Source organism: Streptomyces sp. LUP47B (genome assembly GCF_001746295.1).
Classification (GTDB): Bacteria; Actinomycetota; Actinomycetes; order Streptomycetales; family Streptomycetaceae; genus Streptomyces.
Window position 1 is genome coordinate 408,413 of record NZ_MJAH01000002.1, and the last position, 21,937, is coordinate 430,349.

At 72.3% G+C, this 21,937-nt stretch carries 23 protein-coding genes and 1 tRNA gene; 8 read left to right on the forward strand and 16 right to left on the reverse strand.

Going from position 1 to position 21,937, the window contains the following annotated elements; genetic code table 11:
* Positions 1–44 precede the first annotated feature (44 nt).
* Together BFN33_RS08425 and BFN33_RS08430 are read left to right on the forward strand one after the other, a co-directional pair.
* Positions 45–1,670, forward strand: a complete 1,626-nt coding sequence (locus tag BFN33_RS08425; protein ID WP_069759274.1) for an alkaline phosphatase — start codon at positions 45–47, stop codon at positions 1,668–1,670.
* Positions 1,671–1,842: 172 nt separating this feature from the next.
* Positions 1,843–3,207 (forward strand): carbohydrate-binding protein, encoded by a 1,365-nt coding sequence (locus BFN33_RS08430; protein ID WP_069759275.1) that lies wholly within the window; start codon positions 1,843–1,845, stop codon positions 3,205–3,207.
* 39 nt (positions 3,208–3,246) lie between these two features.
* Here the strand turns inward: BFN33_RS08430 and BFN33_RS08435 are convergent, their stop codons facing one another.
* The 7 genes from BFN33_RS08435 to BFN33_RS08465 all read right to left on the reverse strand — a co-directional run bounded on the left by BFN33_RS08435 (position 3,247) and on the right by BFN33_RS08465 (position 9,492).
* Positions 3,247–4,341: a serine hydrolase gene (locus BFN33_RS08435; protein WP_079140721.1), complete on the reverse strand. Its 1,095-nt coding sequence runs from the start codon at positions 4,339–4,341 to the stop codon at positions 3,247–3,249.
* Positions 4,338–5,258, reverse strand: a complete 921-nt coding sequence (locus BFN33_RS08440) for a hypothetical protein (protein WP_069759276.1) — start codon at positions 5,256–5,258, stop codon at positions 4,338–4,340. The genes BFN33_RS08435 and BFN33_RS08440 overlap by 4 nt, the downstream gene beginning before the upstream one ends.
* Positions 5,255–6,214 carry a hypothetical protein gene (locus tag BFN33_RS08445; RefSeq protein WP_069759277.1) on the reverse strand — a complete coding sequence of 320 codons (960 nt, stop codon included), beginning with the start codon at positions 6,212–6,214 and terminating at the stop codon, positions 5,255–5,257. The genes BFN33_RS08440 and BFN33_RS08445 overlap by 4 nt, the downstream gene beginning before the upstream one ends.
* Entirely contained in the window at positions 6,211–6,924 is a 714-nt protein-coding gene (locus BFN33_RS08450; RefSeq protein ID WP_069759278.1) for a hypothetical protein, read from the reverse strand. Before BFN33_RS08450 ends, BFN33_RS08445 begins: the two co-directional genes overlap by 4 nt.
* A gap of 13 nt (positions 6,925–6,937) precedes the next feature.
* A complete protein-coding gene (locus BFN33_RS08455) occupies positions 6,938–7,126 on the reverse strand; it encodes a hypothetical protein (protein ID WP_069759279.1) in 189 nt (62 codons plus the stop codon).
* Between the two features lie 138 nt (positions 7,127–7,264).
* Positions 7,265–8,641, reverse strand: coding sequence for a hypothetical protein (locus tag BFN33_RS08460; protein WP_069759280.1), 1,377 nt, complete (start codon positions 8,639–8,641; stop codon positions 7,265–7,267).
* Between the two features lie 80 nt (positions 8,642–8,721).
* Positions 8,722–9,492 carry a DUF4097 family beta strand repeat-containing protein gene (locus BFN33_RS08465; RefSeq protein ID WP_069759281.1) on the reverse strand — a complete coding sequence of 257 codons (771 nt, stop codon included), beginning with the start codon at positions 9,490–9,492 and terminating at the stop codon, positions 8,722–8,724.
* A gap of 243 nt (positions 9,493–9,735) precedes the next feature.
* On the opposite strand from BFN33_RS08465, the gene BFN33_RS08470 reads away from it, so the two are divergent.
* Positions 9,736–9,807: transfer RNA gene (locus BFN33_RS08470), tRNA-Val, on the forward strand.
* A 46-nt stretch (positions 9,808–9,853) separates the two neighbouring features.
* Here BFN33_RS08470 and BFN33_RS08475 read toward each other — a convergent pair.
* Both BFN33_RS08475 and BFN33_RS08480 read right to left on the reverse strand, forming a co-directional pair.
* Entirely contained in the window at positions 9,854–10,192 is a 339-nt protein-coding gene (locus BFN33_RS08475; RefSeq protein WP_069759282.1) for a hypothetical protein, read from the reverse strand.
* Between the two features lie 83 nt (positions 10,193–10,275).
* On the reverse strand, positions 10,276–11,568 hold the full coding sequence (locus BFN33_RS08480) for an MFS transporter (RefSeq protein WP_069759653.1): 1,293 nt from the start codon (positions 11,566–11,568) through the stop codon (positions 10,276–10,278).
* Positions 11,569–11,806: 238 nt separating this feature from the next.
* Between BFN33_RS08480 and BFN33_RS08485 the strand changes: the two genes are divergently transcribed.
* Entirely contained in the window at positions 11,807–12,232 is a 426-nt protein-coding gene (locus BFN33_RS08485) for a DUF6003 family protein (RefSeq protein ID WP_069759283.1), read from the forward strand.
* 469 nt (positions 12,233–12,701) lie between these two features.
* Here BFN33_RS08485 and BFN33_RS08490 read toward each other — a convergent pair whose 3' ends face one another.
* From BFN33_RS08490 to BFN33_RS08500, 3 genes are all read right to left on the reverse strand, one after another.
* Entirely contained in the window at positions 12,702–13,667 is a 966-nt protein-coding gene (locus BFN33_RS08490; RefSeq protein WP_069759284.1) for a YihY/virulence factor BrkB family protein, read from the reverse strand.
* 62 nt (positions 13,668–13,729) lie between these two features.
* The gene (locus BFN33_RS08495) at positions 13,730–14,278 is read right to left on the reverse strand and encodes a YciI family protein (RefSeq protein ID WP_069759654.1); all 549 of its coding nucleotides are present in this window, start codon (positions 14,276–14,278) and stop codon (positions 13,730–13,732) included.
* A 28-nt stretch (positions 14,279–14,306) separates the two neighbouring features.
* Positions 14,307–15,068 (reverse strand): hypothetical protein, encoded by a 762-nt coding sequence (locus BFN33_RS08500; protein ID WP_069759285.1) that lies wholly within the window; start codon positions 15,066–15,068, stop codon positions 14,307–14,309.
* A gap of 131 nt (positions 15,069–15,199) precedes the next feature.
* On the opposite strand from BFN33_RS08500, the gene BFN33_RS08505 reads away from it, so the two are divergent.
* Positions 15,200–16,387 carry an MFS transporter gene (locus BFN33_RS08505; protein ID WP_069759655.1) on the forward strand — a complete coding sequence of 396 codons (1,188 nt, stop codon included), beginning with the start codon at positions 15,200–15,202 and terminating at the stop codon, positions 16,385–16,387.
* 60 nt (positions 16,388–16,447) lie between these two features.
* The gene (locus BFN33_RS54205; protein ID WP_069759286.1) at positions 16,448–17,062 is read left to right on the forward strand and encodes a dihydrofolate reductase family protein; all 615 of its coding nucleotides are present in this window, start codon (positions 16,448–16,450) and stop codon (positions 17,060–17,062) included.
* Here the strand turns inward: BFN33_RS54205 and BFN33_RS08515 are convergent.
* Positions 17,020–17,988, reverse strand: a complete 969-nt coding sequence (locus tag BFN33_RS08515; RefSeq protein WP_088245286.1) for an alpha/beta fold hydrolase — start codon at positions 17,986–17,988, stop codon at positions 17,020–17,022. The genes BFN33_RS54205 and BFN33_RS08515 overlap by 43 nt on opposite strands.
* 150 nt (positions 17,989–18,138) lie before the next feature.
* Here BFN33_RS08515 and BFN33_RS08520 point away from each other — a divergent pair, with 150 nt between their 5' ends.
* A complete protein-coding gene (locus BFN33_RS08520; RefSeq protein ID WP_069759288.1) occupies positions 18,139–18,651 on the forward strand; it encodes a GNAT family N-acetyltransferase in 513 nt (170 codons plus the stop codon).
* 41 nt (positions 18,652–18,692) lie between these two features.
* On the opposite strand, the gene BFN33_RS08525 is transcribed toward BFN33_RS08520, so the two are convergent.
* Positions 18,693–19,607, reverse strand: a complete 915-nt coding sequence (locus BFN33_RS08525; protein ID WP_069759656.1) for a ketopantoate reductase family protein — start codon at positions 19,605–19,607, stop codon at positions 18,693–18,695.
* 117 nt (positions 19,608–19,724) lie between these two features.
* Between BFN33_RS08525 and BFN33_RS08530 the strand changes: the two genes are divergently transcribed.
* Positions 19,725–19,955, forward strand: coding sequence for a DUF2277 domain-containing protein (locus BFN33_RS08530; protein ID WP_069759289.1), 231 nt, complete (start codon positions 19,725–19,727; stop codon positions 19,953–19,955).
* A gap of 669 nt (positions 19,956–20,624) precedes the next feature.
* Here BFN33_RS08530 and BFN33_RS08535 read toward each other — a convergent pair.
* On the reverse strand, positions 20,625–21,236 hold the full coding sequence (locus BFN33_RS08535; RefSeq protein ID WP_069759290.1) for a DedA family protein: 612 nt from the start codon (positions 21,234–21,236) through the stop codon (positions 20,625–20,627).
* 213 nt (positions 21,237–21,449) lie between these two features.
* Positions 21,450–21,899, reverse strand: coding sequence for a DoxX family protein (locus BFN33_RS08540; protein ID WP_069759291.1), 450 nt, complete (start codon positions 21,897–21,899; stop codon positions 21,450–21,452).
* Between the last annotated feature and the right edge of the window lie 38 nt (positions 21,900–21,937).

The following is a 21,937-nucleotide window of genomic DNA, read 5'->3' on the forward strand; positions in this document are numbered from 1 at the left end:
GCATACGGGGGTTCTCTGCCGTCGATCAACAGTGGGGGGACCCCTTGGCTGTGCGACACGACCCCGAACTGCTCGCCGCCGCCCGGTACTTCGGGCGGCGCCGCTTTCTCACGGTCACCGCGGCGGCCGCCGCTCTCGCGTTCGGCACCCAGCTGCCGGCCCGGGGCGCGGCGGGCTCCACCGAACTCGACGCGGCGAGGATCGCCGTCGATCCGTTCACCCTCGGCGTCGCCTCCGGGGACCCGTTGCCCGACTCCGTGCTGCTGTGGACCCGGCTCGCCCCCGCCCCGTTCGAGCCGGACGGCGGTCTTCCCCAGCAGTACGTCACCGTCCAGTGGGAGATGGCCCTCGACGAGCGCTTCGGCGCGCCTGTCCGCAGCGGCGTCGACATCGCCTACCCCGAGTACCACCACACCCTGCACGTCGACGTGACGGGCCTCGAACCCGACCGTGTCTACTACTACCGGTTCAAGACCGGAACCTGGATCAGCGAGACGGGCCGTACGCGCACGGCGCCGGCCACCACCGCCGCCGCCGCGTCGCTCTCCTACGCCGCTGTCTCCTGCCAGGCCTACCACGACGGGTACTACACGGCGCACCGCCATCTCTCCCAGGACGACGTCGACGTGGTCTTCCACCTCGGCGACTACCTGTACGAGTACGCCGTGAACGCCGCGGGCGGTCAGCGCGCCTACACCGACCGCAAGCTGCCCGCCCTCTTCAACCGCGAGACCATGACCCTGGAGGACTACCGTCTGCGCTACGCGCTCTACAAGAGCGACCCGGACCTGCGGGCGGCCCACGCGGCGCACCCCTTCGTCGTCACCTGGGACGACCACGAGACCGAGAACAACTACGCGGGCGCCATCAGCGAGAACGACGACCCGCCGGAGGTGTTCCTGCTGCGCCGCGCCGCCGCCTACCGGGCGTACTGGGAGAACCAGCCGCTGCGCGGCGCGCAGTTGCCGAACGGTCCCGACGCGCGGCTCTACCGCCGGCTCCAGTGGGGCACCCTCGCCCAGTTCGACATCCTCGACACCCGGCAGTACCGCTCCGACCAGGTGTACGCGTCCACCAAGCACTCCGGCGGTCCCCTCCAGGACGACCCGTCGCGCACCATGACCGGGGCGGCGCAGGAGAGCTGGCTGATCGACGGCTGGCGGGCCTCGCAGGCCCTGTGGAACGTGATGCCGCAACAGGTCTGCTTCTCCCAGCGCAAACTCGACCTCACGTCGGAACCCCTGATGTCCATGGACGCCTGGGACGGCTACCGGGCCTCCCGGCGCAGGATCCTCGACGGCGCGAAATCGGCCGGGGTCGAGAACCTGGTGGTGATGACCGGGGACGTGCACGCCGGCTACGCCTTCGACATCAAGGACGACTTCGACGACCCGGCCTCCAGGACGCTGGGCACGGAGTTCACGGCCACGTCGGTCACGAGCGGACGGGACGGCGCCGAGCGGCCCCCCACCTGGGACACGTACCTCAAGGCCAACCCGCATCTCAGGTTCTACAACGGGCGCCGCGGCTATGTGCGGGTCACACTCGACCGGCAGCAGGCGCGGGCCGACTTCAGGACCGTGTCCGCCGTGACCACGAAGGGTGCGCCGATCACCACCGCCGCGTCCTTCGTGACGGAGGCGGGCAACCCGGGCCTCCAGCCCGCCTGAGGAACGCGTCGGTACCCGGTGTGACGGCCCGTCGGCATCCCGTGCTCCGCCGGGCGGCCCTCTCGTGTCGTCCGATGCGTGGAACGGTCAGGAAGCGGACATCGTCCGCTTGGTTCTCGGCAAAACCTAAGGATTCGAGGCCCTTTGTACTCACATCCGAGGAGATTGCCTGATGGTCCACAGACACGCGTCGGCCGGCTGCGCCGCGTTGACGCTGCTCAGTGCGCTCGTGCTCACGGGGCTGCCCGCGGCCGCGGCCGTCGAGCCCCCCGCGCCGACGTCGGCGCCCTCCGCCGCCGAGACGCTCGGCGCGAACCGTCCCTCGCCCGCGGTCCTGCGGGCGCTGAAGCGTGATCTGCGCCTGACCGAGGGTCAGGCCAGGACGCGCCTGGTCAACGAGGCCGAGGCGGGCACGCGTGCGGGCCGCCTGCAGAACGCGCTGGGCAAGCGCTTCGCGGGAGCGTGGGTGAGCGGCGCCACCTCCGCGGACCTCACGGTCGCCACCACCGACGCCGCGGACAGCCCCGCCATCGAGGCCGGTGGAGCGCGGGCCGTCGTCGTCAGGACCCCGCTGCAGGACCTGCGGACCGCCAAGGCGAAGTTGGACGCTTCCGCGGCCGGCGAGGCGCTGGACACGCCGGTCCGGTACATCGACGTACGGACCAACCGGGTGACGGTGCAGGCGAAGAGCCGTGCCGCCGCCGACAAGCTCATCGCGGCAGCCCGCGTCGACAGCGCGATCGTGGACGTCAAGGTGTCGGCCGACCAGCCGCGCGCCCTGTACGACATCCGGGGCGGCGACGCCTTCTACATCGACGGCTCGGCCCGCTGTTCCGTGGGGTTCGGGGTCACCAAGGGCACCCAGCAGGGGTTCGCGACAGCCGGCCACTGCGGCAAGGCGGGGGCGAAGACCACTGGGTACAACCAGGTCGCCCAGGGCACCTTCCAGGCATCCGTCTTCCCCGGGAAGGACATGGCCTGGGTGGGCGTCAACAGTGACTGGACCGCCACGCCCGCCGTCAAGGGGGAGGGCGGCCAGGACGTTCAGACCGCCGGCTCGGTGCAGGCCCTGACGGGCGCCGCGGTGTGCCGGTCCGGTTCCACCACCGGCTGGCACTGCGGCACGATCGAGCAGCACGACACGAGCGTCACCTACGCCGAGGGCACCATCGACGGCGTGACCCGTACGACGGTGTGCGCGGAGCCGGGCGACTCCGGTGGCTCGTACATCTCGGGAACCCAGGCCCAGGGCGTCACGTCCGGGGGTTCCGGCGACTGCACGAGCGGCGGAACGACCTTCTACCAGCCGATCAACCCGCTGCTCAGCACCTACGGCCTCACTCTCAGCACCAGCACGAGCGGGAGCGGCACCACCGCCCCCGAGGACGGTCAGACGGGTGGTTGGACCCCGGGTCGGGTGTACGAGGTGGGCGCGCGGGTGACCCTCGACGGCGTCTCGTACGAGTGCCTGCAGTCCCATCAGGCGCAGTCCGCTTGGCAGCCCGCCCTCGCTCCGGCCCTGTGGCAGCGCGTCTGAGGACGCGGTGACGCCGGCGATGCCCGAGCTCGTCGGTCGCTACATCTCTGCCAGCAGGGTGTACGCGGTCGGCACGAAGGCGTCGCCGGCGCGGAAGCGGCGGGTGCACATGGCGGCCAACGCCGTTCCGATGTCGGGTCTGAAGCCCAGGAAGGCCTGCTGACCGAGTGTCGCCCCGCCGTGGAAGTACATCGGACCGCACTGCGTGGGGTGCTGGAACCAGGCCACCGTGTGCACATGCCGGTGCCCGAGACCGCGCCGGAGCACGGGGCGGCGTACCGCGCGCAACGCACCGGTCAGCGGGCTGCCCGCCGGATCCAGATGTGCTTCCAGGAAGGTGAGCAGGTCGTGCGGGGTGCCCCGGACGGCGCCGGCCGCCTGGAAGCCGCCGACGGTCAGCGGCGGAACGGGCGTGGTGCCGTCTTTGCGGTGTCCGGTGGCGTCGGTGTCCGGGCCGCCGGGGGCGAGGGTGGCGCCGCTCAGCCGGAGCGGACCCAGCACCTGACCGGTGAGCAGCTCGTCCCACGGGGTGGCGGTCGCCGCCGCCAGGGCGTGACCGAGGACGGAGACACCGAAGTTGGAGTAGTGCCAGCGGGTGCCGGGCCGGTGGCGTTGCCGGTGGCGCAGAAAGGCGTCGACCACGCGCTCGGCCGGATAGCGGGCGTAGGGGTTGGTGCGCCAGGCCGGCAGCGCCCGGACGAAGAAGTCGGCGGGCAGGGCGGGCAGTCCGGAGGTGTGGGTGATCAGATGGGCGAGGGTCACGGGATCCTCGCCGGGCCGCCTGGCCGGATCCAGCAGGGCGGCGGCCGGCTCGCCCGCGGACAGCAGGCCGGTCTGCGTCAGATGGGCGAGCAGCAGTCCGGTGAACGTCTTGGAGGCCGAGCCCATTTCGTAGCGCAGCTGATCGCGGGGGACGGACGGGGGCGGCGCGGTGCCCCCGGTGCGCACGGTCCGGCGGCCGTACCGGGAGAGGGCGAAGACGACGTCGGGCGCGTCCACGGCGTCGATGGCCTCGTCGAGCCGCCGCCACACCGCCTCCTCGTCGCCGGATATCTCTGTCCGCGTCACGCCGGTGACGTCGGGCAGGACGCCCGGCCAGGGGGCGGGACGCGTGGGGCGTGCGCCGACTGTCATGACGGGCTGTGCGCCAGTTGCGTCAGGGCGCGGGACGTGGCCAGGACGGAGGCGAAGGCGGCGACCAGCGTCGGGTGGTAGACGACGTCGAAGACCTCGTCGGGTGCGCCCTGCGGCATCGTGCGTACGGCGGGCATAGCGCCGTCGGGCTGTTGGGCGGCGGCGAAGCCTTCCCACGCCCGCTCGTCGAACGTGGGGCGGGGCAGACAGGCGTCGACGACGAGCAGTTCACCGAGCAGGTCCCAGCGTTGCAGGTCGAGCCAGTCGTCCAGCCAGGCCGGCAGCCAGTCAGCGAGGTAGCAGGCGATCTCGGCCGGCAGCCCGTCGGGGTTCTCTCCCCAGTCGGTGAGGTGGAAGACGGTGTGGGTGATGTCGTAGGCGATGTGCCCTTCCACGGTCCAGGGTTCGGGCGAACGTCCCAGCCAGGTCGCGCCGGCGATGTCGGCCTCCGGCACCCGGGGCGGCAGGCCGTAGCGGCGCTGGAAGGCGGACAGGCCCAGGCGCCGGACCGGCGACATCTCCAGGGCGGCGTAGCTGTCCAGCCGCTGGTTGAGCCGGAAGGCCCGCTCGGCCTCGGGGCTGCTGTAGCCCAGCTCCCTGAAGGGCAGGTACACCTCGAAGGGGATGGGCGAGATGGGCTCGGTGCGCTGGCCGCGCACCAGCATCCGGCCGCCGTCCAGCGTGTGGCACCAGGCGTGGTCGATCAACTGCCGTGCCAGTGTGGCCTGTCGGGAGCCGGCCACGCCCTCGCGGAACAACACCTTGCAGATGAGCGCCAGTTCGCCGACCGGTTTGAAGCGCTCCAGGAAGCCGACCTCCGGGTCGACGTCCACCTCCAGCCGGAATCCGTCGCGGTGGGCGTGCAGCCACTCAAGGGCGCCGACGCCGACGTTGTGGATGAGACGCGTGTTGTTCATCCCGGCACTCCCTGTCCGCCGTACGCCGCGGCCGTCTCCGCGTCCCCGGCCGTCTCGCGCAGCCGGTTGACGGTCAGCACGGCGGCGAAGACCGTCATCAGTGTCGAGTGGTAACAGTCGATGAAGTCGGGTGCGGTCGTACGGCTGCCCCGGCCGCCCACCTCCGGGACGGCGCCCGAGTCGTTCTGCGCCACCGAGAGTCTCGCCCAGGCGTCCTGGAGCAGGGCGCGGTCCGGTGTGCCGGGCAGACTGCTCGCCACGGCCAGCAGTTCACAGCTCAGGTCCCACTGCTCGTCCTCCAGACAGGTGTCGAGCCAGGGCGCGAGCCAGTTCCGGAGATAGGCCGCGACCGGCGGGGGCACGGCCTGCGGGGTCAGACCCCAGTCGGTGAGATGGAAGATCACATGGGTGAGCGTGTAGCCGGCGGCCAGCTCGAACGTCCACGGCTCCGGCAGACCGGCGAGCCAGGTGCGGTGCAGCGCCCGCGGCATGTCCTCGTGTTCCGGGAGGCCGCTGCGGCGCTCGGAGTTGAGCACGCTCAGGCGTCGGTTCGGTTCCTGCTCCGTCAGGTGCCAGCCGCGGGTGCGGGCCACCGTCGCGGTGGCGCTCTCGTAGCCGGCGTGGCGCAGGCCCGCCGACGCGAACGCCGCGTAGATCTCCAGCGGATAGGTCGCGAAGGGTTCGAGGCGCTGCAACTCCACGAAGAGGGCGCCCCGTTCGGTCTGCTGCCACGCGAACGACAGCAGGTCGGACGCCAGCACGTGGAGCGGGTCGGTCGGATCGGTGTGCCGGCGTACACAGACGCACACCTGGGCCAGCTCGCCGAGGGGCTTCCAGGTGGTGTTCACGTTGCCGTGCTCGGCGAGCGCGTCGTCGCCGAGCGCGAATCCCTCGCGGTGGGCGGACACCCAGGCCAAGGCGGCCGCGCCCAGAGCCCGGACCTCGTGCGCCGTCACACCGGCACCCCGGCGCGCATCAGTTGAGCGGCCTCGACCTGGAACGCCACGCGGGCGTCCTCGCCGCCCATCTGGGCCACGAACTCCAGCCCGGTGTCCAGGCCGAGCGTCTGCGGCACCTCGTCGAGGAGGACCAGCCAGCGTCCCGCTCCGGCTGCCTGGAGCCAGTCGCGGCGGCGGACCGCGCGGACGAATCCCCGGGCGACGTCGACCGGGCGGCGGCGCGCCACACGGGCCACCGCGCAGTCCTCGCCGGGGAGCGCGAGCGGCGCGAGCACCGCGAGTTGGTGGGTGAGGAACTGCCACGGCGCGTCCTCGAGCCAGGCCGCGTCGGGCTCGGTGTCGTCGTCCCACGCGCCGTCGAGGGACGCGTCCAGCCGCAGGAGCGCCCGCCGCATGGCCCAATGGCTCCACACCGAGGTGGGAGGGGCTCCGGCGGGTGGTGGGTAGGCGTGTGCGGCCCTGCTGAACACGGTGAGATCGTCCGGTGCGGGAAGCGCGCAGCGCAGCAGGACGCTCGGCAGGACGACATCGGCTCCGACCACCCGTACGGCGGCGAGAGCCGGGTCGGCGGTCGCCTCGGGGCCGTTCCCCCGCGCGACCGTGCCTGCCAGCCGGAACTGGTCTCCGCTCCGAAGAGCGGAGACCAGTTCCGACATGAGGCCCTGCACCGCGCCCGCGAGGCGGGTCGAAGTGCCTGACTGCTCCATTCGGGTTCTCCCGTCAGCCCTTCTTCGGCCGTGGCGTCGGAGGCGAGAGCAGGAGTTGGCTCGACGCCGACACCAGAGCGAGCGCCGCGCACTGGCGGCTGTCGCGGTAGTAGCCGTCGGCCTCGACGGGGTCGAGAGCCGCTTCTACGTCGATGCCGGGGGCATCGGTGAGGTCGTCGAGCAGGAACTCGGTGGAAGACATACCACCATCTCCTTTATGAGAGATATGCGGGTCTTATTACATGTCACCCCATCGGAGCGATCTATGCAAAAAGAGGTGATTTGTCTAGTTCGTGCGAGATTCAATCGCCCGCTCGCGAGTAGTTGACGAGCGACGCAGTCAGTGCGAGCCCCCGCGCTCCTCGCGGATCTGGGACACGACCCGTGCCACGGTCTGCCGCACCGCTTCCGTCTCGGTGAGGAAGTGCCAGTAGTCGGGGTGGCGGCCCTCCAGGGTGGCGATCGCCCGGTCCAGGCGGGCCACGGAGTCGTCCAACGGGCGTGCGTGCCTGGGGTCGGGGGTGTTGCGGCCGCTCATGGCGAGGCGCTGGGCGTCGCGGATGGCGAAGCGCGTGCGGTCGATCTCCTGCTGGGGGTCCTTCTGCACGGCGTTCAGCCGGTGCAGCCGGTCGCCGGCGGCGGAGACGGACTCGTCGGTGGTGTTGAGCAGGGCGCGGACCGTGGAGAGCAGGGACGTCGCGTCCGGCCAGCGCTGTTCGTCCCGCGCGGCGCGGGCCTCGCGGAGTTTCTGCTCGGCCTGCCGTACGTTCTCCGTGGCCTGGTCCGGGACGTGCTGGAGGTCCTGCCAGCAGGCGGCCGTGAACCGGCGGCGCAGTTCGCTGAGCACCGGGTCGACCTGGCCCGCGCGGGTGGTGAGGGCCTCGGCGCGGGTGCGCAGGGAGACGAGCCGGTGGTCGATCTCCGCGGCCCGCTCCGGCAGCCGCTCGGCCTCCACCCGGATCGACTCGGCCTCCCGCGCGACCCGTTCGGCCCGCTCCAGGGTCTGCGGCACGCCGTGCTGTCCCGCGCCCTGGTTGAGCTTGGTCAGTTCCGTTCCCAGAGCGGCGAGCCGGGCGGCGAGGTCGTCCGCCTTCAGCCCCGATTCCCGTACGGCGTCCAGGGCGTTGGAGGCGGCCAGCAGCCCCTGCCGGGCCCGCTCGACGGCCGGGGCGAGGCGGGCGAGCTGGGTCTCGGCCTTGCCGAGCAGCGGTCCGAGACTGTCGCCGAAACGGTCCAGCTCCCGCTTGACGTTGCCGAGGTCGTCCTTGGCCCGGGTGAGCTCGGTACGCGCGTGTGCGGCGACCGAGGCCTCCAGGTCGTCCCGGTCGAGGTCATGGGCGTCGACGGCCTCGATGTAGCGCTGACTGGCCTCGTCGATCCGTCCGCTGATCGCCTGGAAGTCGGCGACCGCCCGCCGGGCAGCGGGTGAGTCGTCGACGGCCGTGATGGTCTCGATCGAGATCCGCAGATCCCGCTGGGCGGTGTCCAGTTCGTAGAACGCGGCCGCGGCGGCGTCCTTCGCGGCCTGCGCCTCGGCCCGCTGGCTCTCCGCCCGTCCGCCGAACCAGCGCCGGGTGCCGCCGCCGGCGAACGAGGCCGGCAGCGCGAGGGCGGCGAGCAGGGGCAGACCGATGAGGGTGAGGGTGTCCCTGAGCGCCTGGCGGTGTGCGCGCGGCACCGACGACGACGAGTACGGCTGCGATGGTGTCGCCGTCACATCCCTCTCCCGTGCTGTGTTCCGTCCTGGCGGTGCCCGGTGTCATTCTCCCACCGGTAAGGGACGAACACACGGGCCGGTTAGTTCGCGGTTCGCACCGTGATCTTCCCGTCTCCGCTCTGGGCGGACACCACATGGTCACTGGAGTCGGACCGGGGCACGGACACATCGACCCCTCCGTCGCCTGATTTCGTGTCCACGCGGTAGGTGGCCTTCGGCAGCTCGACGGTCACGGAGCCGTCACCGCTGCGGGTCTCCACCCGGTCCGGTACGGCGCCGAGTTCGAGGTGGAGCGAGCCGTCCCCGGTACGGGCGCTGATGCGGCGGGAGGTGACGTCCGCCTTCATGGAGCCGTCGCCGGTGTGCAGCTCCAGCGGCCCGCTGGAGTCGGAGACCCGCACGGACCCGTCGCCGGTGCTGATGCTCAGCGGCCGGGTGAACCCCCGGGCCCGCACACTGCCGTCGCCGTCCTGGACCTTCACGCTGATGTCCCGGGGCACCTCGATGCGGTGCTTGGCCGCGCAGTCGGCCACGACACCGCTGCACTTCATGCGCAGCACCAGCCGGTCGTCCTTCATCGACCAGGTCACCTCGGGGTCCTTGCCGATGGCGACGGTCCCCTGGAACCAGCGGGTGACCTCGACCGTGCCCGCCTTGTTCGAATCGGCGGCGACGATCTCCAGCGCCGAGTCGTCGGAGTCGACGGTGAGGGTGCGGCCCTGGAGGGCGAAGGACTTGTGGTCGGGGGTCTTGTCGTCCCCGGCGGAGGCGCCGCAGGCGGTGGCCCCCGCGACGACGAGCGCGACGACTCCGGCCGCGGCGGCGGCACGTACGGGAACGGAACGGACCATGACGATCTCCCCCTGGTAGCCCTGGACGGGCGGTCGCGGGCAGTCCGCGACCCTGCTTCGACCCTAGGGACCGGGGCTCACGCGGGGGATCCGGGTCGCTCCCGGATCGAGGGTGGGGTTTTCCCCCGTATCGACCCTGACTCCTGCCCTGATCAACCCTGACTCCTGCTCTGACGCCGCCGGCCCCCCGGCTAAAGGTTTGCAGGACAGGGTGCCGGGCAGGGTAGGCTGTCGACTCGTCTCGGGTGCGTAGCTCAGGGGTAGAGCGCCTGCCTTACAAGCAGGATGTCGGCGGTTCGAAACCGTCCGCGCCCACACCGGAAGAGGACCCCGGCCGATCTCGGCCGGGGTCCTTCGTCGTTCAGCCGGTTTCCGGCCCGCGGGACGCGTGCTTCAGCCTGGTGCGGGCGTCCACGCGTTCCGGAGTCGCCACTTCCGTCCAGAAACGGTGGGTGGTGACGAAGACCGCGAGTTCGTGTTCGCGCTGCCGGAGCTTTTCCACCTCGGCCTGTTCGTCCGGGGTCCAGCCCGGGGAGGCGGGGCGCTCCACCTTCCGCCAGCCGTTGCTGTCGCTGAAGCCGTCCAGCGGCGTGACCGACCAAGGAAGCCGCTTGAGCAGGGCCGACAGCTCGGCCCGGACCTGATGCAGCTCCTCCTGACCGGCGAGGAGGTCACTCGGAAAGTCATAGGTCGTAGCCACGGCACAATGCTACGCCTGTTCGATTTTGGGTTGCGAGTGGCTTCGGGAGGTTCATGCGAACGAGCGGCCGGACCCCACCGGAATCAGGGCGACGACGGATCGGTGTGTCCCGCGCCCGCAGGAAGCGTCCGTCCCAGGCGGGCGAGCGGGGACAGGGCCATCACCACGGGCGACAGCAGCATGCCCGCGGCCGTCACCAGGAGGCTGGTGCGCAACCCCCATTCCTGTGCGAGGAATCCGCCGAGCAGGGAGCCGAGCGGGGTCATCCCCATGCCGACGAACGTGATCGTGGCGGCCGCGCGGCCCTGCATCCCGTCCGGGGTGGCGGTCTGCCGGACGGCCATGACCATGACGTTCACCAACTGGCCGCCCGTCCCGAACACGAAGCCGACCGCGACGAGCACGGGAACCGTCACCGCGGCGGAGCCGTGCAGCGCGGGCACGCACAGGAACGCGCCGTCGCCGAGTGCCGCCGCTGACATGAGCACCACGCCGTAACCGAACCGGCCCGGCAGCCGGGCGGCCAGCACCGAGCCCAGGAGCGCGCCCGGCCCCGTCGCCGCGAGCGCCAGCCCTACGGCGGTGCCCGACAGGTGCAGCTCCCGCGGCAGGAAGAGCAGATAGACGGTCATCATGGCCGCGAAGCAGAACTGGAAGGCGGCCGAGGCCAGGCACACGGTCCGCAGCGAGGTGTCGCCGACGACGAAACGGAGGCCCTCGTGAATGCGCCGCCCTGTGCGAGAGGGGCGTTCCGAGCGCTGGCGCTCCGGGATCGGTTCGCGGCGACGGATCCGCCGGATCGACAGGAACGACACAGCGAAGAACAGTGCGCCGGCGGCGGCGGCGATCGGCGCCGACAGCAGGGACACCAACGCGCCGCCGAGGGCGGGTCCGCCGATCTGCGCCGCGGACCGGCTGCCCTCGAGCGCGCTGTTGCCCCGCACCAGCTGATCGCGCCTCACCAGCCGTACGAGAGACGCCTGGTAGGCCACGTCGAAGAACACGGACAGGGCTCCCACGGTGAAGGCGACCACGAGCAGCGCGGGCAGGCCGAGCAGACCGAGGAGACCGCCCAGGGCGGCTGCGCCCAGCGCGAGCGTCCGGCCGACGTCCGTCAGCACCATCACCGTGCGGGTCCGCCATCCGTCCACCCACGCGCCGACGAGGAGCGAGAGCAACAGGATCGGCGCCTGCCCCACCGCTCGCAGGACACCCAGCTGGCCGGCACTGGCGTCGAGGGTCAGGACGGCGAAGAGCGGCAATACCAACAGACTTGTCTGTTCGCCGAGTTGGGAGACCGTCTGGCCCACCCAGAGGCTACGGAAGTCGCCGTTTCGCCACAGGCTCGACGGGGCGGGGCGACCGGAATCGGACATGGCGGAGGAAGCGGACGGCACGGAGAACCTCGTATCGAAGGCTTGCTGTGCCACACCTTCACGGGCAGCACGCGATGACGGGCCGGACGGCCCACGACGTCAACGCGCGCTCGGAAGACCGACCATGTCCTCGCTCCTCTTCGGTCACTCGCCGAACCAGAACATTAGCCGGGCGAGGCCGGGTAATGGGAGGTCGATCAGCCCCTGTGGAGGAGTCAGTGTCGAGAAGGAGCCGACGATGACCGACGACGCCTATTTGTTTCTGCTCGACGACGCGTCCGCGCAACTCGGCGTGGCCCCCGCCGCCGTCGGCGACCTCGCGTGCATGGATACTCCCGCGGTGCGCGCGTGGCTGGACGCCCAGGGCAGCACGGCGACCTCCCCGCGTCTGCGGCTGCTGCCGCCGGAGGAGACCGCCGCCGTGCCCGAGGGGGCCGAGCGGCTGCCCGTGCCGCTGAGCGACGAGGAACTGAGCCGGCTCCGCCACCACCTGGCACCGGAGCCGCTCGCCGGGGTCGAGGACGAGCTGCTCGCCTACCGCGACTGCGCGGACGGCCGGGACGGTCTGATCGGACGCGCACTGGCCGCGGGCGTGCCCCCGCACCGCATCGTCGAACTGACGGGCGTTGACCCCGCGACGGTCACCGCTGCCGCGGAGGGCTGACGACGAGACCGCCGCCCGGCCTCGCACGCTTACGCGGCTGCGGGTGTGCCGTCGCATCGCCATCGTCGAGCTGACCGGGGTGGGCCCCGCGACGGTCACCGTTGCCGCGGAGGGCTGACGACGAGACCGCCGGCCGGCCTCGCACGCTTGCGCGGCTGCGGGCGTGCCGTCGCATCGCCTTGTCGAGCTGACCGGTGTGGACCCCGCGACGGTCACCCCTGCCGCGGAGGGCTGACGACGAGACCGCCGCCCGGCCTCGCACGCCTGCGCGGCTGCGGGTGTGCCGCCGCATCGCATCGTCGAACTGACCGGCGTTGACCCCGCGACGGTCACCGCCGCCGCACACGGCTGACCGCGAGACGGCCGTCTCGGCAGCGGGCGGACGAGTCCGGCGGCGCGCATCGGCTCGGAGGCCCGGCCGCTGCGCGGGCGGCGGCGCGCTCGCACGGTGGCCGGCGCTCGCGTCGCCTCACACACCCGGGCCGGGGTCCGGGTGTACGGCGGACTCGAGGCCGGCGCGGGCCGCTTCCAGCTGGGCGGCGAAGGCGATGCCGAGGAAGAGCGCGACGGCGGTCAGGTTGGCCCACAGCAGCAGGGCGATGAAGGCGGTGAGCGGCCCGTACACGGCGCCGAAGGCACCGCTCTCCTCGACGTACAGGGCGAGCAGCCAGGTGGCCGCCACCCACAGCAGCAGATGCACGGCCGAGCCGAAGGCCAGCCAGGTGTAGCCGGGCTGCACCCGGCGCGGCGACCAGCGGAAGATCACAGCGGAGGCCACCCAGGCCAGCGCGAGCCCCACGGGCAGGTCGAGCACACCCCACCAGCGCGGCCCGCCGCCGTCCCGGCCCGCGGACTCGGCCACCGCGTCCCCCACGGCCTCTCCGGCCACCAGCACGACGAACCCCAGCACCAGGGGCAGACCGGCGGCGAGCGCGAGCACCAGCCCGCGCGCGTACTTGCGCGGGAAGGGCCGGTCGCGCTCGATGCCGTAGATCCGGTTCGCGCCGCGTTCGATCTGGCCCATGGCCGAGGCGAGGTTCAGCAGCGCGAAGCCCAGACCGAGCCACAGGGCGAGCGTGCTCCAGACATCGCCGTGCGCGGTGCGCCGCGTCCCGTCGAAGGCGTCCTTCACGATGTCTGCGCTCGCGCCCGGCACGATCCGGCCGAGCGTGAGCTCGATGATCCGGCCCACGCCCTCCGTGTGCACCGACGTGGCGAGGCCGACCAGCGCCACGGTGCACGGCACCAGGCCGAGCACCACCTGGAAGGCGAGGGCGCGGGCGTTGGTGAAGCCGTCGGCGTAACGGAACCGGGCGAAGGAGTCGGTCAGCAGCCGCAGCCCGCCGTAGTGGCGCAGGGCGGTGAAGGCCTCGTCTCCGGAGAGCTCGTCCCCGATCATGTCCCTGGTCTGCGGGACGCGGACGGCGGTACCCATGGCGTGGACGCTCCTTGCTCGGACGGCCGGTCCCTGTGCGGTTGCCCCGAGAACCAGGGTTGTCAGCGTCGTCCGCCGAACTCCCACTCGTGGACCTCCACGGCCGCGTACCGGTCCGCGGTCAGCACGGCTCGTGCCCGCTCCGGGTCCGGGGCGCGGACCAGGGCCGCCGTTCCCAGCCAGGCGCCGGCGTCGTCGGACAGGAGAGGACCGTAGGCGATCAGATCGTCCCTGTCGGGCGGTACGGCGAGGTCGGCGGCCTCTCCCGTGCCGAGACCGAGCACCAGATACCGGTCGCCACCGGTCCGGCCGCCGGGGAAGTCCCACATGGTGCGGCCGAGCAGGTTGCGCCAACGGCGCAGCATTACGTCCCGGTACGCGCCCGCCTGGTAGTTGGGCTCGTCGAACGCGAACGCGCGGGCCGCCGCCGGATCGGGCAGGTCGACGATGTGCACGCTTCCCGTCGGCGTCTCGCCGTCGGCGGCGAACGTCGGGCCACGGGCGATCAGTTCGGCCGCGTACCGGTCCATGTAGGACCAGTGCGCTTCCGTCAGCTGCTCACGCAGCGGCAGGGAGCCGGGCCGGTCACGGTGGTAACAGAAGAACTCCATGACCACGGAGCCTTGTCCACGGGCGACGTCATCTCAACGGCATTTCGTCCGGCGGCGTGTTCGTCAGCTCCGCGAACATCGGGACCAGACGCGCGGCGAGTTCGGGACGGAAGCGTTCGAGTTCGGCCGTGACGACGCCGATCGTGGCGCTCAGGGCACGGTGGAGTTCCGCGGCGGTGAGCGTGCGGACGAGGGTCGTCTCCAGCGCGGTCGAGAGGCCGTCGGGGAGCAGGTGGGCGCCCTTCGCATGCGCGGCCGGGTGGCCGAGTCGCAGACAGGCCGTCGTGATCACGTGCTCGCGCAGGGCACTGATCCAGTGCTCGGCCTGCCACCAGCGGGCACGCTCGACGCACACGCGCGCGTGGAGTGCGTGGTGCCACAGGAGGCCGACGAGGGTGTCGCCGTCCGGGGGAGCGAAGGGTTCGAGGGGGCGGGTCCGGCCGAAGACCGTCCGCCACTGCGGGCCCCGCGGGCCGAACTCGGCCTCCGGGGCGAAGGTCAGGTCGATCTCCAGCCAGCCCGGCAGGAGGAACACCCGGATGACGCCGGACCCGACGGACAGGTCCCAGTGGTGCCGCGCGCCGAGATCGTCGTAGAGCCAGCCCGTCCACCGCTCCAGCGTCGCCGTCAGCTCCCCGCGCACGGCCAGTACCAGGTCGGTGTCCGACCAGCGGTCGCCCTCCCCGACGGCGTACGAGCCGGTGAAGGCGGCGCCCACGACGCTGTCGTCGGCCTCCGCGCGCGCGAGCAACCGCTCCCGGAGGCGGTCCCGTTCCTCGACTGTGAACATCGTCCCCGCTTTCGTCCAAGCGTCGTGGCTTCTTTGTCCATGGACCGGTCCGCGGTCGGGACGCGAGGGTCGGTCCATGAGCGCGGATCTTGGGGATTGTCGTGCATAGCCCGGTGATCGGACGGTCACGGGTGCCAAGTGGGCTCGTGGCGTTGGCCGTCGGCGGGTTCGGGATCGGGCTGACCGAGTTCCTGATCGCGGGGCTGCTGCCCCAGGTGGCGGCGAGTTTCGCGGTGTCCGAGGCGGCCGCGGGGCGGCTCATCTCCGGATATGCGTTGAGTGTGGCGGTCGGTGCGATCGCCCTGACCGCGGCGACCGCGCGGCTGCCCCGCAAGCACGTCCTGGTCGGCCTGGTGGTCCTGTTCGTCCTCGGCAACCTGCTGTCCGCGATCGCGCCGAGCTATCCGGTGATGCTGCTCGGGCGGATCGTCGCGGCGCTGTGCCACGGCTCGTTCTTCGGCATCGGCTCGCTGGTCGCGCGCGGCATGGTCGCACCGGAGCGCGCGTCCCGCGCGGTGGCCGTCATGTTCGCCGGGCTGACCGTCGCGAACGTGCTGGGTGTGCCGTTCGGCGCGCTGGTCGGGGAGCGCTGGGGCTGGCGGGCCGCGTTCTGGGCGGTCACGGTGATCGGCCTGCTCGCGCTCGCGGGAATCGTCGCGTTCGTGCCGAGCCGCGCCGGACGGACACCGCCGACGGTCCCCACCGGCGTGCGCGCCCAATTCGGCGCATTCCGGTCCGGGCAGGTCTGGCTGACCCTGGTGGCCACCGCGCTCGGCTACGGCGGGATGTTCGGCGCGTTCAGCTATATCGCCTACACCTTCACCGAGGTCGGGGGCTTCTCCTCGGCGGCTGTCCCCTGGCTGCTGATGGTGTATGGCGTCGGCCTGGTCGTCGGGAACCTGATCGGTGGGCGCGCCGCCGACCAGGACCGTGACCGCGCGCTGATCCTCGCCCTGGCCGGGCTCACCTTCACCCTGGCCGCGTTCGGGCTGCTCGCCTCCAGCGCCACGGCGTCGGTGGTGCTGGCGTTCCTGATGGGGGCGTTCGGGTTCGCCGGTGTGCCCGGCCTGATCACCCGCGTCACCGACTACGCGCACGGGGCAGCCCTGGCCGCCGGCGCCAACGTGTCCGCGTCCAACCTCGGCAACGCGCTGGGCGCCTGGGCCGGAGGCCTCGCGATCACGGCGGGCCTCGGCTACACCGCACCCCTCTACGTCGGCGCCGGCATCGTCCTGATCTCCGTCCTCGTCATGACCGTCGCCGCGCATCGAGCGAGGTCGGCGGGAAGGCGGGCCCGCGCGGCGGCGGTCCGGCGATGACTTTCGCGCGCGGGGCCGGTCTCAAGGAAGGACGAGGAGCGCCCTGAGAGAGGACCAGCCATGGAGAACCCGCAGCACGTGGACACGAGGCCGGCGGCGGGCATGGAGCCGCAGACCGCCGCGGGCAAGGTGCTCTGGCACTTCACGATGTCGCTGGACGGGTTCGTGGCGGGCCCCGGACACGGCATGGACTGGATGACGGGATTCTCGTTCCGGCCCGGCCTCGTCGAGGAGTACGCCGGGACGACCGGGGCCGTGCTGGGCGGCCGGGACGGCTGGGACGCCTTTCCCGACGCCGGTGGCATCTACGGCGGGGCGTGGCAGGGAGCGGTGTTCGTCCTCACACATCACCCCGAGGACGCGCCGAGCGCCGAGGGCGTGACCTTCCTGAGCTGTGACGTCGCCGAGGCGGTCCGGATCGCGCTCAAGGCCGCCGACGGCAAGAACGTCGAGGTTTTCTCACCCACGATCGGCCGCCAACTCCTCGACCGCGGACTGATCGACGAGATCGACCTACACATCGCGCCCGTCCTGCTGGGCGACGGGATCCGGCTGTTCGACAACCCCGGCGGCGCTCCCCTCCGCCTCGAACTCCTCGACGGCGGCGACCGCACGGCCACGGTGAACGTGCGCTACCGACCGGCCGCGAGCGATCCCAGCCAGTCGGTCAGGTGACGGCCGACCTCCTCGGGGCGTTCCTGCTGGATCCAGTGTCCGCAACCGTCGAGGAGATGAGCGCCGCGCAGACCCGGCAGAGTGGTGGGGAAGGCGTCGATGGCGTCGGAGAGCCAGGTGGTGGAGGCGTCCAGGGTGCCGCCCAGGAAGAGAGAGGGCTGACGGATCGCCGCGCCCGCGTGGGCCGCCAGATCCTTCCAGTCCCGGTCCATCGCGCGGTAGCGGTTCAGGGCACCGGTCAGGCCCGTGCGCTCGAACTCCCCTGCGTAGACGTCGAGATCGTCCTCGGTGAGCCAGGCCGGGAGGCGGTCGGTGGGGAAGCGGTCGCGGAGTCGGCCGCCGGGTGCGACGAAGTGGGGGTCGGCGGCCAGGGGCATGGTGTCGGCGGAGAGCGCGGCGTAGAAGCCGGCCAGCCAGCCGCGGACGTCCGGTTCGATCTCGCGCTCGGCCCGGCCGGGCTCCTGGAAGTAGGAGACGTAGAACTCCTCCGCCCCGCCGAGCCGCGCGAACACCTCGCTGGGGCGGGGGCCGCCGGGCGGGGTGTACGGCACGCTCAGCAGGGCGACCGCGTGGAAGACGTCCGGCCTGAGCAGCGCCGAGTGCGCGGCGATCGTCGCGCCCCAGTCGTGCCCGACGACCACCGCGGAACGCTCGCCGAGTGCCTCCACCACGGCCGCGTTGTCCGCCACCAGCTCGGTCATCCGGTACGCCGCCACCGCCTCCGGCTTCGAGGAGCGGCCGTATCCGCGTACGTCCACGGCGACCGCGCGGTATCCGGCCGCGGCCAGCACCGGCAGCTGGTGGCGCCACGAGTACCAGGACTCCGGGAAGCCGTGCAGCAGCAGGACCAGGGGCCCGGTGCCCTGCTCCACGAGGTGGATCCGGCCGGCGGGACCGGGGACCAGACGGTGGGTGCGGTGCGGCATGTGTCCTCCGTGGGTACGGCGGTGACGGCTCACGGACTGCGGCTCACGGCGATCCTGCCAACGTACGGCGCGGGGGCGCGAGGTCTGTTGCCGGTTCGGCAAAACCGCAGGCCGGAGGCGTTGTCAGACCCGGCGCCTAAGGTGGCTGGCATGGAGACGGAACAGGTGCGGCTGGTGCCCTGGGCGGAGGGCGACTTCTGGCTGCTGGAGCGGACCAACAGCCCGGAGATGACCGCCCATTTGGGCGGTCCCGAGAGCGAGGAGAAGCTCGTCGCACGGCATCGGCGGTACGTCGAGCTGTCGCCGGGGCAGATGTACCGCGTCACGCTCGCGGACAGCGGGGAGACCGTGGGCTCGGTGGGATTCTGGCAGCGTGAGTGGCGGGACTCCCTGATATGGGAGACAGGATGGGGGACCCTGCCGGAGTTCCAGGGACGGGGACTGGCCGCGCAGGCGGCCCGCGCCGTCGTGGGGGAGGCACGGGCCGCCGGAGAGCACCGGTATCTGCACGCGTTCCCGAGCGTGGAGCACACCGCGTCGAACGGTGTTTGTCGCCGTGCGGGTTTCACGCTGCTCGGACAGGCCGAGTTCGAGTACCCGAAGGGGCACTGGCTCACGTCGAACGACTGGCGGTTCGACCTGACGGGCGGCGACGGCGGCTGAGGGGGCGCGTGAGGGCTGGCGGTGGCGGTCGGGGCGGGCCGTCAGCGGGCGGCGTCCGCCAACTCCCGTACCACCCGGGTCGCGACGGGCACCTTCAGCCCGTGCCGGTCCGCCGCGCGCAGCAAGGCCCCGCCGATCGCGTCCAGTTCGAGGGGGCGGCCCGCCTCTGCGTCGCGCTGCATCGAGGACTTCGTGCGGGGCGGGAAGGCGTCGTAGCGGGCGAGGGCCTGGGCCGGGTCGGCGGGGCCGCCGCAGGCCGCGCTGACCGCGGCGGTCTCCTCGACCAGGGTGGTCAGCTCCTCGCGGTGGCGGGTGCGGACCTCGCCGAGGGGGAGGCCGTGCAGGGTGGTGAGGAGGGCGAAGGGAGCGAGGAAGGACATCTTGGCCCACAGGGCGGCCGACTCGTCGTCCACGACACGGGTCCTGGGTCCGGCTTCGGCCAGGGCGGAGGCCAGTGCCTCGAGGCGCTCGCGGGGGACGCCGTCGCCGGTCAGGTCGAGCTCGGCGAAAGGGCTGCCGTGCTCGATGACGCCCGGCGCGATCCGTGTCGACTCGACGCGGATCACCGCGGGGGCGACTCGGTCCGGGCGGTAGCGGGTGCGCAGGGTCGCCGGGTGCTCCACGCCGTTCAGGAGGGGGACGACCAGGCTGTCGCCCAGGACGGTGGGCGGGACGCGGCCGAGGGCGGAGTGGAGGGAGGTGTGCTTGACGGCGATCAGGCAGGCGTCGACCGGTTCGCGCAGTTCGGTGTTGGCCTCCACGGGGCTGGTGAAGTCTCCGAAGGTGCCGCTGCGGACCTGGAGACCGGCCGTGCGCAGGGTGTTCGCCGTGTCGTCGCCCGCCAGGCAGATCACGCGGTGTCCGGCACGGGCGAGGAGAGCGGCGAGAAGGCCGCCGGTGCCGCCGGGGCCCAGGACGGCCAGGGTGAGTTTCCGGTGCGCGGAGTCGTGCGCCATGTCGGATTGTTCCTCTCGTCGGTCGGCCCCGGAACCGGTGGCCGCCTCGTCGAGGATCATGACATTCGGAACGGGCGGACGGAAGCGCCGATCCGCTCGGGGAGGGAGACTGTCGGTATGTGCCGCAGTATCAAGACGCTTCGTCCGCCGGTGTTGCCCGAGGAAGCGACGGAGGAGGAGATCCGCGCCGCCGCGCTTCAGTACGTGCGCAAGGTGTCGGGCTTCCGGGCCCCCGCCGCCCACAACCAGGAGGTCTTCGACCGGGCCGTGGAGGTGATCGCGGAGGCCACGGCGGAATTGCTGGCGGGGCTGGAGATCCGCGGAGCGGCTCGCCGCGAGGCGGGGTGACCTGCGCCGGCGTGGGGCGCGGGGGTCGACCGGGATAGCTCGTACTCGCCGCCGGACGTGGGCGGCTTCGCGTGGACCTGCCTGGGCGCCCGGGGCGGTGTGCATGTGCGGCTCCCCCGAGCGGGCGCTACGAGCCCCCACCGGCCCGTAGCCGACGGCGTCAGCTGGACCTGCCTGGGCGCGGGGCCGTGCGGGTGCGTGGCTTCGCCGAGTGGTCGCGGCCGGACTCACCGGTCCGCGGCGGAGGTACGTACGCGCTGTGCCGCTGCAACTGGACCTGCCTTGGGGCGCGGGGCGGTGTGCATGTGCGGCTCCGCTGGGTGGGCGTGACTACCCCCCACCCGCCCGCAGCCGTCGGCCTCAGCTGGACCTGCCTGGGGGACGCGGGGCTGTGTGCGTGTGCGGCTTCGCCGAGTGTTCGCGGCCGGCCCCACCGGCTTGGGGCCGACGTACGTACGCCCTGTGCGGCCACAGCTTGACCTGCCCCGGGGCGGGGCCGTGTGCGTGGCTTCGCCATGGTCGCGGCCGGGCCCACCGGTGCAGCTTCAGCCGGACCCTGGGGCCCGGGGCGGCGTGCATTTACTGCGCCGCAGCGTGGGCGCGGCCAGCCCCGCCGACCAGCACTCACCGGCCCGCAGCCGACGTAGATCCCGCTGCCGTCCTCGGCCGCTATCGCGCTTGCGCCGGCTCCGGGCGTCGGCGCATCACGTACGCCGCCGCCGCTCCCGCACCGAACAGTGCCGCCACCGAGACCCCCGTCGCCAGCCAGGTCGCCCCCAGCCAGTGCGCGCCGAAGTAGCCGAGGGCGACGCTGTACGCGGCCCAGGACAGGCCCGCGAGGGCGGACCAGGGGAGGAAGTCACGGGCTCGGCGGTGGGCGGTGCCGGCGAGGAGGGAGACCACCGAGCGGCCGGCCGGGGCGAAGCGGGCGAGGACCACCAGGGCCCCGCCGCCCGCGGAAAGCGCGTCGCCGAGACGTTCCTGCGCCGTGGTGAGGCGACGCGAGCGGGCGATCGCGCGGTCGAGGCGCTCACCGCCCCGGAAGGCGAGGCGGTACGCCGCCAGGTCGCCCAGGACGGAGGCGGTGGTCGCGCAGAGGATGAGGGCCATCACGTCCGGGACCTTGCCGGTCGCCGCGCTGCCCGCGGCCGCGGCCGTCGCGGCCGTGATGACCAGCACCCCGCTGGGCAGCAACGGCACGAACACGTCGAGGAGCACCGACAGCGCGACCATGGCGTAGATCCATGGACTGCCGGTCAGTGACCCCAGATTCTCCAGCACCGCGACTCCCCGTGATTCCCCCGTAGACAGCCATACAGCGTACGCGGGGGCTGGGGCAGGAGATTCACGGGGGGCTCATGAGATGGGTACGGCATGTTCACCCGGCTGCCGCGCCCGAACCGCGTCGGTGTCCTCCCGGACGTACCGATGCCCTCCCGAACGCACCGGTGCCCTCCCCCACGGACGCGGGAGAGGGCACCGTACGCGATCGCCTCAGACGGCGACGGGCTCCGCCGCCGGCTTCCGCTCCTCGGCCGAGCGCTTCGCGAACAGCCGGTCAAGGCCGAACGCGCCGGACCCGGTGAAGACCAGCAGCAGGAAGGCCCAGCTGAACATCGCCGCGGCCTCGCCGCCGTTCTCCATGGGCCACAGGGCCATGGGCTGGTGCACCTTGAAGTACGCGTACGCCATGGATCCCGCGGCGACGAACGCGGCGAATCGCGTGCCCAGGCCGAGCAGTACGAGGCCGCCGCCGACGAGCTGGATCACGGCCGCGTACCAACCCGGCCAGGTGCCCGCTTCGAGGGTGCCCCCGTCGGTGCCCGGAACACCGCCGAAGACACCGAAGAGGGAGGCGGCGCCGTGACAGAGGAAGAGCAGGCCGACGACGATGCGGTAGAGGCCGAGGGCGTATGGCTGGGCGCTGTTCAGGCGTCCGGTCATTGTGGGGGACTCCTTCGGTCGGGTCGGTCCCACAGGGG

What these genes read in the sequence shown, in the direction of transcription:
- BFN33_RS08540 (WP_069759291.1), bottom strand. Translation starts at nt 21,899, where the DNA reads ATGACCGGACGCCTGAACAGCGCCCAGCCATACGCCCTCGGCCTCTAC.
- BFN33_RS08440 (WP_069759276.1), bottom strand. Translation starts at nt 5,258, where the DNA reads ATGAACAACACGCGTCTCATCCACAACGTCGGCGTCGGCGCCCTTGAG.
- BFN33_RS08530 (WP_069759289.1), top strand. Translation starts at nt 19,725, where the DNA reads ATGTGCCGCAGTATCAAGACGCTTCGTCCGCCGGTGTTGCCCGAGGAA.
- BFN33_RS54205 (WP_069759286.1), top strand. Translation starts at nt 16,448, where the DNA reads ATGGAGAACCCGCAGCACGTGGACACGAGGCCGGCGGCGGGCATGGAG.
- BFN33_RS08435 (WP_079140721.1), bottom strand. Translation starts at nt 4,341, where the DNA reads ATGACAGTCGGCGCACGCCCCACGCGTCCCGCCCCCTGGCCGGGCGTC.
- BFN33_RS08455 (WP_069759279.1), bottom strand. Translation starts at nt 7,126, where the DNA reads ATGTCTTCCACCGAGTTCCTGCTCGACGACCTCACCGATGCCCCCGGC.
- BFN33_RS08485 (WP_069759283.1), top strand. Translation starts at nt 11,807, where the DNA reads ATGACCGACGACGCCTATTTGTTTCTGCTCGACGACGCGTCCGCGCAA.
- BFN33_RS08490 (WP_069759284.1), bottom strand. Translation starts at nt 13,667, where the DNA reads ATGGGTACCGCCGTCCGCGTCCCGCAGACCAGGGACATGATCGGGGAC.
- BFN33_RS08495 (WP_069759654.1), bottom strand. Translation starts at nt 14,278, where the DNA reads ATGGAGTTCTTCTGTTACCACCGTGACCGGCCCGGCTCCCTGCCGCTG.
- BFN33_RS08430 (WP_069759275.1), top strand. Translation starts at nt 1,843, where the DNA reads ATGGTCCACAGACACGCGTCGGCCGGCTGCGCCGCGTTGACGCTGCTC.
- BFN33_RS08500 (WP_069759285.1), bottom strand. Translation starts at nt 15,068, where the DNA reads ATGTTCACAGTCGAGGAACGGGACCGCCTCCGGGAGCGGTTGCTCGCG.
- BFN33_RS08465 (WP_069759281.1), bottom strand. Translation starts at nt 9,492, where the DNA reads ATGGTCCGTTCCGTTCCCGTACGTGCCGCCGCCGCGGCCGGAGTCGTC.
- BFN33_RS08515 (WP_088245286.1), bottom strand. Translation starts at nt 17,988, where the DNA reads ATGCCGCACCGCACCCACCGTCTGGTCCCCGGTCCCGCCGGCCGGATC.
- BFN33_RS08520 (WP_069759288.1), top strand. Translation starts at nt 18,139, where the DNA reads ATGGAGACGGAACAGGTGCGGCTGGTGCCCTGGGCGGAGGGCGACTTC.
- BFN33_RS08480 (WP_069759653.1), bottom strand. Translation starts at nt 11,568, where the DNA reads ATGTCCGATTCCGGTCGCCCCGCCCCGTCGAGCCTGTGGCGAAACGGC.
- BFN33_RS08525 (WP_069759656.1), bottom strand. Translation starts at nt 19,607, where the DNA reads ATGGCGCACGACTCCGCGCACCGGAAACTCACCCTGGCCGTCCTGGGC.
- BFN33_RS08450 (WP_069759278.1), bottom strand. Translation starts at nt 6,924, where the DNA reads ATGGAGCAGTCAGGCACTTCGACCCGCCTCGCGGGCGCGGTGCAGGGC.